Below are 11,975 nucleotides of genomic sequence, written 5' to 3' on the forward strand. Positions count from 1 at the left end.
AGGATGTGGCGCCCGCACGCCCCCGGCCCTGCGCTGGCAGGCGCGGCGCCTTGATGGCAGGAATATCGGAGTAAAGTGTGATGAGCGAGGACAAGGTCATGTCGGGCGAGGCCTGGCGGGACTTCTGCCGCAAGCTGGAAAAGGCCGGCGATGTGGTGCTGGCGGCGGATGCCGCCGCGACGCCGATCGACCGGGCGGAGGGCTATCGCTACCTCACCCGCCTGCTGCGCATCGCGCTGGAGATGAACCTGGAGTTCGCCGACCCGGATTTCCCCGCTTTCTACCAAGCGAGCCACCAAACCGGGAAGATCGGCGCCGACAATCCCGACAATCATTATCTGAACGCGACCGTTACGGGCGACCGCACCTATCGCATCAGCGGCAATCGCGGCACCGTGCCGATCCTCACATTCGGATCGAAGGCCAACCGCTATGCCATTGACGGCACGATGGCTTCGACCGGCGAGCTGGACGTCGAGGAGATGGAGATCGGCCCCGACGGCAGCTTCGAGCTGATCGTCTCCAAGACAAAGCCGGCGAGCGGCAACTGGCTGCCGATGGCCGACGACACCAGCATGATCCTGGTGCGCCAGACCTTCGGCGACCGGAGCAAGGAAAAGGGCGTAGACATCCGCATCGAGACGGTCGACGGGCCGGCGACGCCCGAGCCGATGACGCCCGCGCGGCTGGAAGCGGCGCTGCAGCGGGTGGCGGGCTTCGTCGAGGGCACGGCCAAAACCTTTGCCGCCTGGACCGAGGGCTTCCGCAAGGATCATATGAACAAGCTCGACACCGTCGACCAGAGCCTGTTCATCAAGGGCGGCGGCGACCCCATGATCCATTATCTCCACGGCGCCTGGGAATTGGGGCCGGACGAGGCGCTGGTGATCGAGACGGCGATCCCCGAATGCCGGGTGTGGAACTTCCAGCTCGACAATTACTGGATGGAATCGCTGGATTATCGGTATCACCGCATCCACCACAACAATACGAGCGCGAAGCTGAATCCCGACGGCACGGTGACGCTGGTGGTGGCGCCGCGCGATCCGGGATTCGGCAACTGGATCGACACGGCCGGCCACAGCCACGGCACGATGCTGTGGCGCTGGACCGACGCCAAGGACAAGCCCGTTCCATCAACGAAGGTGATCAAGCTGCCATGAGTGACCTCGAAGCCCGCATTGCCCGCCTGGAAGCGGAAAGCGAGATCCGCAAGCTGAAGGCGCGTTACCTGAATGCGTGCGATGCCAAGGACGTGGATCAGATCCGCGGCTGCTTTACGCCCGATGCCGTGATCGATTTCCCGCCGCTGGGCGAGTTCGACGTGGACGGGCTGATCGGCATCTTCACCCAGATGGCGGTGAACACGCCGATCACCGACGTGCATCACGGCCATAATGGCGAGATCGACATCGACGGCGACACCGCCAGTGCGCGCTGGAACCTGGGCTATGTGAACTATGACCCGCGCGAGGGCAGCTTCCGCCTGCTCGCCAACTTCTATGCCGACAAATATGTGAAGACGGCGGACGGCTGGCGGATCAGCTATTCCAGGGCGATCCAGCGCGCCGTGGTGACGGGCAAGCTGGCCGAGGACGTGAAAGCCGAATGGGTGCCGCTGCCGGGGGCGTAAGGCTAAGGCACCCGATCACGGATTGCCGGAAACGAGGAGCCGGGCGCCCCATGCGGGCGCCCGGTTTTTTGCGGACTGGCGCTGGAACGTCGCGCCGGGAGCCATGCCCGCGCATCGTCTCTGCCTCTGCCCCCCCCCCTTGAAGGGGGAGGGAGATATCAGAATACCGGTTCTTCGTCCGGTCCGGGCGTGCGGCCGCCGTGGATGCCGCATTCCACCTTGTCCCAGCCGCGCCAGCGGCCGGCGCGGGGATCTTCGCCGGGCTTCACCACGCTGGTGCAGGGCGCGCAGCCGATCGAGAGATAGCCCTGCGCCTCCAGCGGATGGCGGGGCAGATCATGTTCGTGGAAATAGGCTTCCAGCCGTTCCTTCGGCCAATCGGCCAGCGGATTGAGCTTGAGCCGGCCCTCGTCGATCTCGAACCGGGGAAGCGCGGTGCGGGTGCCGGACTGGAAGCCCTTGCGGCCCGAAATCCACGCCTGGAAGGGCGCGAGCGCGCGGCGCAGCGGCTCCACCTTGCGGATGCCGCAGCAGCCGTCGGGATCGTAGGACCAGCGCAGGCCGGTCTTGTCCCGTTCGGCGAGGATGCGGGGATCGGGGCGGAAGACGCGGAGGTCGACGAAGCCGAGCCGTTCGGAAAGCTCGTCCCGATAGGCCAGCGTCTCGCCGAACATCTTCTGCGTGTTGACGAAGATCACCGGCGTTTCGGTATCGACCTGGGCGACGAGATGCAGCAGCACCGCCGATTCCGCGCCGAAGGAGGAAACCACCGCCGTGCGGCCGGCCAGCTCGCCGGTCAGCAGCTCGCGCAGCATATCGGCGCTATCCACACCTTCGAAGCGCGCGTTGAGGCGCGCCGCATCCTCCGCCGTGAAGGGCGGGGCGGTGTCGATCATATCGATGCTGCGCGCGGCCTCAGCCATGGCGGAGCGCCCAGACCGGGGAGCGGCCATCCGCCGCCTTCTGATAGACATGGTCGTAGCGGCCGAGCGCCCGGGTGAGGGCATCCGGGTCGATCGCGGCGTCGGGCGCGAAGCTGTCGAACCCGCAGCGGCGCATGAGCGGGATCTGATCGACCAGCACGTCGCCGGCCGCGCGCAGCTCGCCCGCATAGCCCGCCTCACGCAGGATGCGGGCGGCCGAATAGCCGCGCCCGTCGCGGAACTTGGGGAAGGCGATCTCGATCAGCGCGAGCTGGCCGAGCTGGGGGATCAGCTTGCGCGCATCCTCATCCGATTCCAGGCGGACGGCCGTGGCGTTGGACTGCCCGAGAAAGGCATCCAGCGTGACGGCCGGTTCCTCATGCGGGGCATCGTCGCGGAAACGCAGGAAATCAGCCATAGATCGCTTCCTTGAACGGTTCGAAGCCGACGCGGCGATAGGTATCGAGGAAGCGTTCGCCATCCTCGCGCAGCTCGCGATATTTCTCGACCGCGCGCTCGACCGCATCGACCACGCCATCCTCGCTGAAGCCGGGGCCGGTGATGCGGCCGAGGCTGGCATCCTCCGCGCCCGATCCGCCGAGGAGGAGCTGGTAATTCTCCACGCCCTTACGATCGACGCCCAATATGCCGATATGGCCGGCATGGTGGTGGCCGCAGGCGTTGATGCAGCCGGATATCTTGAGCTTCAGTTCGCCCAGGTCGCGCTGGCGATCGAGGCTGGCGAAGCGCTCGGCGATCTTCTGCGCGACCGGGATCGAGCGCGCATTGGCGAGGCTGCAATAATCAAGGCCGGGGCAGGCGATGATATCGCTGATGAGATCGAGATTGGCGGACGCCAGCCCCGCCGCATCCAGCGCCTGCCAGACGGCGTAGAGATCCGCCTTCTTCACATGCGGCAGCACGATGTTCTGCGCATGGGTGACGCGCAGCTCATCGAGGCCGTAGCGTTCGGCGAGATCGGCCATCAGATCGATCTGCGCGGACGAGGCATCGCCGGGGATGCCGCCCACCGGCTTCAGGCTGATATTGACGATGGCATAGCCCGGCTGCTTGTGCGCCTTCACATTCTGGTCGAGCCAGAGGGCGAAATCGGGATCGGAGCGATCGACCGTATCGGCAAGGCCGGTTTCGAAGGCCGGCGGCGCGAAGAAGGCAGCGATGCGTTCGAACTCGCCCGGCGAGGGATCGAGGCCGAGCGTCTTCACATGCGCCCATTCCTCCTCGACCTGGCGGGCATATTCCTCCGCGCCGATCTCATGCACCAGGATCTTGATGCGGGCCTTGTAGATATTGTCGCGCCGGCCGTAGCGATTGTAGACGCGCAGGCACGCCTCGACATAGCTCAGCAGGTCGCCGATCGGCACAAACTCGCGGATCACCGGCGCCACCATCGGCGTGCGGCCCATGCCGCCGCCCACGAAGATGCGCGCGCCGACCTCGCCCGCCGCATTGCGGTGAATCTGGATGCCGATATCGTGCAGCTTCACCGCCGCGCGATCCTCCTCCGCCGCGATTACCGCGATCTTGAACTTGCGGGGCAGGTAGCTGAATTCGGGGTGGAAAGTGCTCCACTGGCGGAGCAGCTCGGCCCAGGGGCGCGGGTCCGTCACCTCATCGGCGGCGGCGCCGGCGAACTGGTCCGACGAGATGTTGCGGATGCAATTGCCGCTGGTCTGGATGGCGTGCATCTCCACCGTGGCGAGATCGGCCAGGATATCGGGCGCGTCCTCCAGCTTGATCCAATTATACTGGATATTCTGGCGGGTAGTGAAGTGCCCGTAATCCTTGTCATATTTGCGGGCGATATGGGCCAGCATCCGCATCTGGCGGCTGTCGAGCGTGCCATAGGGGATGGCGACGCGCAGCATGTAGGCGTGGAGTTGGAGGTAGAGGCCGTTCATCAGGCGCAGCGGCTTGAACTGGTCCTCGGTGATCTCGCCCGCCAGGCGGCGCTGCACCTGATCGCGGAACTCATCGACGCGGGCGTCGACGATCGCCTGATCATATTGATCGTACTTGTACATCAGATCACCCAGCTTCCCGCCGCGGGATCGGCGGGCTTGATATAGAGATCGGGCCGGACCGTGGGGCCGAGCGCGCGGATGCGATCCTTGATATGGGCGGGGCGGGGGCCTTCCGGCGTGGCCTCGGCATCGATCACATAGGGCGCGTTGACGCGGCGGGCGGCTTCTTCCGCCGCGCCGATCGCCTCGCCATGATTATCGACATCGACCGCTTCGGCGACGTGGCGGGACCAGTCGCTGCCCGTCCACCAGACGACGTCCCCCGTCGCCAGATCATTGCCCGTCAAAATCCTCAAGACATGGCCTCCGCCTGCTGCGCCAGCGCCTGGAGCCGGTTTTCGGCATCCGAAAGCAACACCACCTCGCCCACCACGATGATCGCGGGGCTGACCACCTTTTCGCGCTCCACCATGCCGCCGAGATCGGCGAGCAGGGTGCGGAGCGCGCGCGCGCCTTTCAGCGTGCCGCGTTCCAGCACGGCGACCGGCATGTCCGGCGCCACGCCATCGGCCATCAGCTTGTCCGCGATCAGGCCGGCGCAGGCGACGCCCATATAGATGACGAGCGTGCGCCCCTGGCCGGCGAGGCCGGACCAGTCCTGCTCCGTCAGCCCCTTGCACTGGCCGGCGACGAAGCTGACCGCGCTCGACCAGTCGCGATGGGTGAGCGGCAGCATCGCATCGGCGGCGCAGCCGAGCGCGGCGGATACGCCGGGGATCACCTCCACCGGCAGGCCCGCGGCGCGGACGGCCTCCACCTCCTCGCCGCCGCGGCCGAAGACGAAGGGGTCGCCGCCCTTGAGGCGCACGACGATCGCGCCCGTCTTCACATGGGCGATGATGAGCGCGTTGATCGCATCCTGCGGCAGGGTGTGGCGCGCGCGGCTCTTGGCGACGGAGATGCGCTGTGCCGTGGCCGGCGCGAAATCCAGCACGCGCGGGTCGATCAGCCCGTCATGCACCACGACGTCGGCCTGGCGCAGCGCTTCCACCGCGCGCAGCGTCAGCAGCCCCGGATCGCCGGGGCCGGCACCGACAAGGATGACGCGCCCGCGCGCGTGGGGATCGAGTAGCGATGACATCGGCACGGCAGATGGCCCCGAACGCCGCACCGTGCAATCGAAGGATGCTTTTGCGGGGGTTAGGAAAGCTTGTCCCGCACCCGGCTATTCCCGCAGACCCACGCCGATACTGGCGCGGGGCTGGTCCGCCTCGGACGAGGTGACGGGGTAGGTGCAGTAATCGGCGGCGTAATAGGCGCTGGGGCGGTGGTTGCCGGACAGGCCGATGCCGCCGAAGGGGGCGTTAGAGGGGGCGCCGTTGGTGGGGCGGTTCCAGTTGATGACACCGGCGCGCACCGTGCCCCAGAAACGATCATAGAGATCGGGATCGCCGGCGACGAGCGAGGCGGACAGGCCGAAGCGGGTGTTGTTCGCTTCCGCCAGCGCGGCTTCGAAATCGGGGACGCGGATGAGCTGGAGGACAGGGCCGAAAATCTCCTCGTCCGGGCGGGCCGCGATATCGGTGACGTCGATCAGCGCGGGCGTGAGGAAGGGGAGCGCCGGATCGGGGCGGCCCATCTGCTTGATGGGGCGGCCACCCTTCAGCATCAGATCGAGAAAGCGTTCCTGCACCTGATCGGCGGTGGCATTATCGATCACCGGGCCCATCAGCGGCTGCGGATCGGCATGGGGGTGATCGACGATGATGCGATCGATCAGGCGGCCGATCTCCTCCACCAGCGCATCGTGCGCGCCGTCCTTCACGATCAGGCGGCGGGCGGCGGTGCAGCGCTGGCCGGCGGACATGTAGGCGGACTGGACGGCGATCACTGCCGCCGAGGCGATGTCGGGCGTGTCCCAGACGACCAGCGGGTTGTTGCCGCCGAGTTCCAGCGCGAGGATCTTCTGCGGCATATCGCCGAATTGGCGGTGGAGCGCCTGGCCGGCGCGGGCGGAGCCGGTGAAGAGCAGGCCATCGATGCCGGGATCGGATGCGAGCGCGCGGCCTTCATCCGGCCCGCCGATCAGCAGGCGGACCACGCCTTCGGGCACGCCGGCGGCATGGAAGCATTCGACGAGGAAGGCGCCGGAGGCGGGCGTCTTTTCCGACGGCTTGAAGACCACGGCATTGCCGGCGATCAGCGCGGGAACGATGTGGCCGTTGGGCAGGTGCGCCGGGAAGTTGAACGGCCCGAGCACCGCGAGCACGCCGTGCGGCTTGTGGCGGACGGCGCTCTTGGCGCCCAGCGCGCCTTCGAACCTGCGCTGGGCGGTGCGATCCGAATAGGCCGTGATCGAGATATCGACCTTGTTGATGACGCTTTCGACCTCGGTCCGCGCCTCCCACAGCGGCTTGCCGGTTTCGCGCGCTATGAGATCGGCGAAGGCTTCCAGCCGGCCGCGCACGACATTGGCGAAGCGGCGCAGCGTTTCCACGCGCACGGCCAGCGGCTGCGCGGCCCACGCGGCCCAGCTGTCCCGCGCGATCGCCACCTCGCGGGCGGCATCGCCGATCTGGCCGCGCCACAATTCCGCGCCGGTAGCGGGTTCGGTGGAGATGATCTCGGTAACGGACATGGAAAGGGAAATCCTGGAAATGGAGGCGGCGCTGCGGCCGGGATGATGGCGGCCATCTTGGCCGGTGCGGCGACTTTTCGCAACTCGGGCCGGTGGCCCCGGCTAGCCGGCCATCGCATCCCCCATGCGGCGGATCGCGCCGATCTTGGCGTGGAAATGTGCCCAGTCGTCATCGTCGGCGATGCGGGACCAGATCGCCTCCACCTCGTCGATATGCATGGAGCAGGGCGCGATATCGGACCAGTAGCGGTGGCGGGTCTCGGCGACCTTGCGGAAGTTCGGAAGCAGGGCGGCGAATTGGGCGAAACCGGCCTGGCGATAGGCCTCGTCGGCGGGCGAAGGGCCGCGCCGAGCGCCGCCGCGCCAATCGAAGAAGAAGCGATCGATCTCCACGCCGGTGGCCATCAGGCCGTTTTCCATGGCCTGGAGCAAGGCGAGGTCGCGTTCCTCATCGAGGGGCGCGATGCCGAGGCGGGCGAAGACGGCGTCGCGGAAGGCGGCCTCGTAAAGGGCGGGGAAAGCCTCCAGCGGGGGGATCAGGTCTTCCGCCTCGGCGATGGCGCGGAGCGCCGTGGCGAGCTGGACGACATCCCAATGGATCGCCTGCGCCTGCCGGCCGAAGGCGTAGAGGCCGTTATCGTCGAAATAAGCGGCGGTGAAGCCCGGTTCCCAGCGCGGGGTGAAGCGCCAGGGGCCGTAATCGAAGCTTTCGGCGGTGATGGCGATATTGTCGCTGTTGAGCACGCCATGGACGAAGCCCGCCGCCATGTAGGAGGCCGTGAGCCGGGCGGTGCGATCGACGACGAGGGTGAGCAGGCGGATTTCCGGCCGTTCGCCCGGTTCCTCGCCATAAAGCGCGCGGAGCGAATAATCGACGAGACGGCGGATCGCATCGCCATCGCCCAGATAAGCGAGGCGCTGGAAGCTGCCGATGCGGATATGGCCGTGGCTGAGGCGGACGAGGACGGAGGAGCGGGTGGGCGAAGGTTCGTCATGCCGGTCCAGCGCCTCGCCGGTTTCGATGAGCGAGAAGCTTTTGGAGGTGTTGACGCCCAGCGCCTCCAGCATCTCCGTCGCCAGCACCTCGCGCACGCCGCCCTTGAGCGTGAGGCGGCCGTCGCCGAAGCGGCTGTAGGGCGTCTGCCCCGATCCCTTGGTGCCGAGATCGAGCAGCCGGCCGTCGCGATCGCGGAGCTGGGCGAACAGGAAGCCGCGGCCGTCGCCGATATTGGGGTTGTAAACGCGGAACTGATGGCCGTGATAGCGCAGCGCCAGCGGTTCCGGCAGGTTATCGGCCAGTGGGCGGAAGCGGGCGAAATGTTCGATCCAGCCGGCATCGTCCAGCGTATCGAGGCCCACGGCGGCGGCCCAGCGATCGTTGCGGAAGCGCAGCTTCGCCGCAGGAAACGCCGCCGGCGCGACGGGATCGTAGAAATCCGGGCCGAGCCCGAGAATTGCGGGATCGGGGCGATAGGGGGCTGCTTGCGGGCGCTTCGTCATGCAGCGATATGGGGGCGGCACATCGGGAGACGCAAGCATGGCGGAATGGAGCGACGGCTATTGGTGGTCGAAGGATGGCCTGAGGCTCCATTATCGCGACTATGCGGGCGGCGCGGACGGGCGGCCGCCGATCCTGTGCATCCCCGGCCTGACCCGTAACGTGCGCGATTTCGCGCCGATGGCGGACCGGCTGGCGGGGGAATGGCGGCTGATCTGCGTCGATCTGCGCGGGCGCGGCGAGAGCGCCTATGCCAAGGACCCGATGACCTATGTGCCGCTGACCTACCTGCAGGACCTGGAGGCGCTGCTGGAGGAATTGAAGATCGATCGCTTCGTGGCGTTCGGCACCTCGCTGGGCGGGCTGCTGGCCATGCTGCTTTCCGCCACCAGCCGGGATCGGATCGCCGGCGCGCTGCTGAACGATATCGGGCCGGTGGTGGAGCCGGGCGGCATCGCGCGCATCCGCACCTATGTGGGCAAGCAGGCGAACTGGCCGACATGGCTGCACGCCGCGCGCGGCATCCAGCAGGGCAATTTCGCCGTCTATCCCGATTATGAGATCGAGCAGTGGCTGGCGATGGCCAAAAGGCTGTGCCGGCTGACGCCCGCGGGCCGCATCATCTACGATTACGACATGAAGATCGCCGAGCCGATGAAGCTGCCGGGCGGCGACGGCGGCGGCATGGACATGTGGCCGGCCTTCGAAGGGCTCGCCGGACGGCCGGTGACGCTGATCCGGGGCGAGCATTCCGACGTGCTGAGCCAGGCTACCGCGCAGGAGATGGCGAAGCGGGTGCCGGGCACGGATCTGGTGACGGTGCCGGGCATCGGCCATGCCCCCGTGCTGGACGAGCCGGAATGCGCGGCGGCGATCGATCGCCTGCTGGGACGCGTGCTGGCGGGATGAACCGTGGCCCGGCCAAGGGCGGGGGTGGGATCATCGCGGGCGCCGGATTGTTGTTGGATCGTGTGGGGGGCGTTGGAGACGAACCATGCCCCAGGGCGACAAGGACAAATATACCGACAAGCAGAAGCGCAAGGCCGAGCATATCGAGGAAGGATATGAGCAGCGCGGCGTGTCCGACAAGGAAGCCGAGCGGCGGGCCTGGGCGACGGTGAACAAGGAATCGGGCGGCGGCAACAAATCCGGGTCCGGCCGGGGCCGCAAGGATACGCATGTGTCGTCGCGCAAGGGCGGCCGCGCTTCGGCCGGCCGCAGCGCCGCGGATCGATCGGCGGCCGCGAAGAAGGGCTGGGAGACGCGGCGGCGCAAGGCCGGGTGAGCCCGGCCGCCGCATCTCCTGCGATCCGGCGTCAGGCCACCCGGTTGGCGACGAGATCGTCCACCACCGATGGATCGGCCAGCGTCGATGTATCGCCGAGCGACGAGACATCGCCTTCCGCGATCTTGCGCAGGATGCGGCGCATGATCTTGCCGCTCCTCGTCTTGGGCAGGCCGGGCGCGAACTGGATGGCATCGGGCGTGGCGATGGGGCCGATTTCGGTGCGGACCCATTGCTTCAGCTCGCTGCGCAGATCCTCGCTCGCCTCGCAATTGGCGTTGAGGGTGACATAGGCGTAGATGCCCTGGCCCTTGATGTCATGCGGCATGCCGACGACCGCGGCCTCGGCGACCTTGCCGTGCAGCACCAGCGCGCTTTCGACCTCGGCCGTGCCCATGCGGTGGCCGGAGACGTTGATGACGTCATCGACCCGGCCGGTGATCCAATAATAGCCGTCCTCGTCCCGCCGGCAGCCGTCGCCGGTGAAATATTTGCCGGGATAGGTGCTGAAATAGGTCTGGAAGAAGCGGGCATGATCGCCCCAGACGGTGCGCATCTGGCCGGGCCAGCTCCGCGCGATGACGAGATTGCCCTCGGTCGCGCCCGAAAGCAGGTGGCCTTCGCCGTCCACGAGCTGCGGCTCGATCCCGAAGAAGGGCTTGGTGGCCGATCCGGGCTTCAGATCGACGGCGCCGGGCAGGGGGGTGATCATCGCGCCGCCGGTTTCCGTCTGCCACCAGGTATCGACGATCGGGCAGCGGCCTTCACCCACCACCTCATGATACCAGCGCCAGGCTTCCGGGTTGATCGGCTCGCCGACCGTGCCCAGGAGTTTCAGCGACTTGCGACTGGTTTTTGCGACGAAATCATCACCTTCCTTCATCAGCGCGCGCAGCGCCGTGGGGGCAGTGTAAAGGATTTCGACCTGATGGCGATCGACCACTTCCCAGATGCGGCTGGCGCTGGGCCAGTTGGGAACGCCTTCATACATCAGCGTCGTGGCGCCGTTGGCGAGCGGGCCGTAGACGATATAGCTGTGGCCCGTGACCCAGCCGATATCGGCCGCGCACCAGTAGATCTGGCCCGGCCGGTAATCGAACACCATCTCATGGGTGAGGCTGGCCCAGAGCAGGTAGCCGCCCGAGGTGTGGAGCACGCCCTTGGGCTTGCCGGTCGATCCCGAGGTGTAGAGGATGAACAGTGGATCTTCCGCGCCCATCGGCTCGGGCGGGCATTCATCCGCCACCATACCGGCGAGATCGTGATACCAGGCGTCGCGGCCGGGCTCCATGTCCACGCCGCCGCCTGTGGCGCGGACGACGACCACCTTCTCCAGCGACGGGCAGAGCGGGGCCGCCTGATCGACATTGGCCTTCAGCGGCACCTTCTTGCCGCCGCGCCGGCCTTCATCGGCGGTGACGACGATGGTGGAATCGCAATCCTGGATGCGCCCGGCGAGCGCATCGGGCGAGAAGCCGCCGAACACCACCGAATGGATCGCCCCGATCCGCGCGCAGGCGAGCAGCGCGAAGGCGGCCTCCGGGATCATCGGCATGTAGATGGTGACGCGATCGCCCTTCTTGGCGCCCGCCGCCTTCAGCACGTTGGCGAAGCGGCAGACTTCCTTGTGGAGCTGGGCGTAGGTGTAGCGGCGGGGCTGTTCGGCGGGATCATCCGGTTCCCAGATGATCGCCGTCTGGTCGCCGCGTGTCGCCAGATGGCGATCAATGCAGTTGGCCGCGACGTTGAGCTTGCCGTCGGCGAACCAGTTGATGTGGAAATCCTTCTCGTCGAACGACCAGTCGCCCGCGATCTCCGGCCGCTTGATCCAGTCCAGCCGGCGGGCCTGTTCCAGCCAGAAGCCGCCCGGATCGGCCAGCGAACGGCCGTGCAGCTGGGCATAGCGTGCCGCATCCACCTTGGCCTTCGTCTTCCATTCAGCCGGGACGGGGTAGATCGAGGCATCGGTCACTCGGGCATTCCTCCTATATGTCTCGGCCAATCCTTAGGGCC

Annotated in this window: 12 protein-coding genes; 4 read left to right on the forward strand and 8 right to left on the reverse strand. The window is 67.1% G+C overall.

Features of this window, described 5'->3' with window-relative positions; all coding sequences use genetic code 11:
- Window positions 1–80: 80 nt before the first annotated feature.
- Together CV103_RS19335 and CV103_RS19340 are read left to right on the forward strand one after the other, a co-directional pair.
- Entirely contained in the window at window positions 81–1,163 is a 1,083-nt protein-coding gene (locus CV103_RS19335; RefSeq protein ID WP_070933728.1) for a DUF1214 domain-containing protein, read from the forward strand.
- A complete protein-coding gene (locus CV103_RS19340; protein WP_070933729.1) occupies window positions 1,160–1,633 on the forward strand; it encodes a nuclear transport factor 2 family protein in 474 nt (157 codons plus the stop codon). The genes CV103_RS19335 and CV103_RS19340 overlap by 4 nt, the downstream gene beginning before the upstream one ends.
- A gap of 158 nt (window positions 1,634–1,791) precedes the next feature.
- On the opposite strand, the gene CV103_RS19345 is transcribed toward CV103_RS19340, so the two are convergent.
- From CV103_RS19345 to CV103_RS19375, 7 genes are all read right to left on the reverse strand, one after another.
- Window positions 1,792–2,556, reverse strand: a complete 765-nt coding sequence (locus CV103_RS19345) for a phosphoadenylyl-sulfate reductase (protein ID WP_015460329.1) — start codon at window positions 2,554–2,556, stop codon at window positions 1,792–1,794.
- Window positions 2,549–2,974, reverse strand: a complete 426-nt coding sequence (locus CV103_RS19350; protein ID WP_015460330.1) for a DUF934 domain-containing protein — start codon at window positions 2,972–2,974, stop codon at window positions 2,549–2,551. The genes CV103_RS19345 and CV103_RS19350 overlap by 8 nt, the downstream gene beginning before the upstream one ends.
- Entirely contained in the window at window positions 2,967–4,601 is a 1,635-nt protein-coding gene (locus tag CV103_RS19355) for a nitrite/sulfite reductase (RefSeq protein WP_107395839.1), read from the reverse strand. The genes CV103_RS19350 and CV103_RS19355 overlap by 8 nt, the downstream gene beginning before the upstream one ends.
- On the reverse strand, window positions 4,601–4,897 hold the full coding sequence (locus tag CV103_RS19360) for a DUF2849 domain-containing protein (protein WP_107395840.1): 297 nt from the start codon (window positions 4,895–4,897) through the stop codon (window positions 4,601–4,603). Before CV103_RS19360 ends, CV103_RS19355 begins: the two co-directional genes overlap by 1 nt.
- Window positions 4,894–5,682, reverse strand: a complete 789-nt coding sequence (gene cobA, locus CV103_RS19365) for a uroporphyrinogen-III C-methyltransferase (protein ID WP_107395841.1) — start codon at window positions 5,680–5,682, stop codon at window positions 4,894–4,896. Before cobA ends, CV103_RS19360 begins: the two co-directional genes overlap by 4 nt.
- Window positions 5,683–5,766: 84 nt before the next feature.
- Window positions 5,767–7,179 (reverse strand): succinylglutamate-semialdehyde dehydrogenase, encoded by a 1,413-nt coding sequence (gene astD / locus CV103_RS19370; protein ID WP_107395842.1) that lies wholly within the window; start codon window positions 7,177–7,179, stop codon window positions 5,767–5,769.
- A 102-nt stretch (window positions 7,180–7,281) separates the two neighbouring features.
- Complete coding sequence (locus tag CV103_RS19375; RefSeq protein ID WP_070933734.1) at window positions 7,282–8,679, reverse strand: protein adenylyltransferase SelO family protein; 1,398 nt, start codon at window positions 8,677–8,679, stop codon at window positions 7,282–7,284.
- 37 nt (window positions 8,680–8,716) lie between these two features.
- On the opposite strand from CV103_RS19375, the gene CV103_RS19380 reads away from it, so the two are divergent.
- Both CV103_RS19380 and CV103_RS19385 read left to right on the forward strand, forming a co-directional pair.
- Window positions 8,717–9,586 (forward strand): alpha/beta fold hydrolase, encoded by an 870-nt coding sequence (locus CV103_RS19380; RefSeq protein WP_070933735.1) that lies wholly within the window; start codon window positions 8,717–8,719, stop codon window positions 9,584–9,586.
- 85 nt (window positions 9,587–9,671) lie between these two features.
- Window positions 9,672–9,962: a plasmid stabilization protein gene (locus CV103_RS19385; RefSeq protein ID WP_070933736.1), complete on the forward strand. Its 291-nt coding sequence runs from the start codon at window positions 9,672–9,674 to the stop codon at window positions 9,960–9,962.
- 31 nt (window positions 9,963–9,993) lie between these two features.
- Here the strand turns inward: CV103_RS19385 and acs are convergent, their stop codons facing one another.
- Window positions 9,994–11,934 (reverse strand): acetate--CoA ligase, encoded by a 1,941-nt coding sequence (gene acs / locus CV103_RS19390; protein WP_107395843.1) that lies wholly within the window; start codon window positions 11,932–11,934, stop codon window positions 9,994–9,996.
- Window positions 11,935–11,975: the final 41 nt, after the last annotated feature.

Origin of the sequence: Edaphosphingomonas fennica (assembly GCF_003034225.1) — a bacterium.
GTDB lineage: Bacteria > Pseudomonadota > Alphaproteobacteria > Sphingomonadales > Sphingomonadaceae > Sphingomonas_E > Sphingomonas_E fennica.

What these genes read in the sequence shown, in the direction of transcription:
- astD (WP_107395842.1), bottom strand. Translation starts at nt 7,179, where the DNA reads ATGTCCGTTACCGAGATCATCTCCACCGAACCCGCTACCGGCGCGGAA.
- CV103_RS19380 (WP_070933735.1), top strand. Translation starts at nt 8,717, where the DNA reads ATGGCGGAATGGAGCGACGGCTATTGGTGGTCGAAGGATGGCCTGAGG.
- cobA (WP_107395841.1), bottom strand. Translation starts at nt 5,682, where the DNA reads ATGTCATCGCTACTCGATCCCCACGCGCGCGGGCGCGTCATCCTTGTC.
- CV103_RS19385 (WP_070933736.1), top strand. Translation starts at nt 9,672, where the DNA reads ATGCCCCAGGGCGACAAGGACAAATATACCGACAAGCAGAAGCGCAAG.
- CV103_RS19350 (WP_015460330.1), bottom strand. Translation starts at nt 2,974, where the DNA reads ATGGCTGATTTCCTGCGTTTCCGCGACGATGCCCCGCATGAGGAACCG.
- CV103_RS19340 (WP_070933729.1), top strand. Translation starts at nt 1,160, where the DNA reads ATGAGTGACCTCGAAGCCCGCATTGCCCGCCTGGAAGCGGAAAGCGAG.
- CV103_RS19345 (WP_015460329.1), bottom strand. Translation starts at nt 2,556, where the DNA reads ATGGCTGAGGCCGCGCGCAGCATCGATATGATCGACACCGCCCCGCCC.
- CV103_RS19375 (WP_070933734.1), bottom strand. Translation starts at nt 8,679, where the DNA reads ATGACGAAGCGCCCGCAAGCAGCCCCCTATCGCCCCGATCCCGCAATT.
- CV103_RS19355 (WP_107395839.1), bottom strand. Translation starts at nt 4,601, where the DNA reads ATGTACAAGTACGATCAATATGATCAGGCGATCGTCGACGCCCGCGTC.
- CV103_RS19335 (WP_070933728.1), top strand. Translation starts at nt 81, where the DNA reads ATGAGCGAGGACAAGGTCATGTCGGGCGAGGCCTGGCGGGACTTCTGC.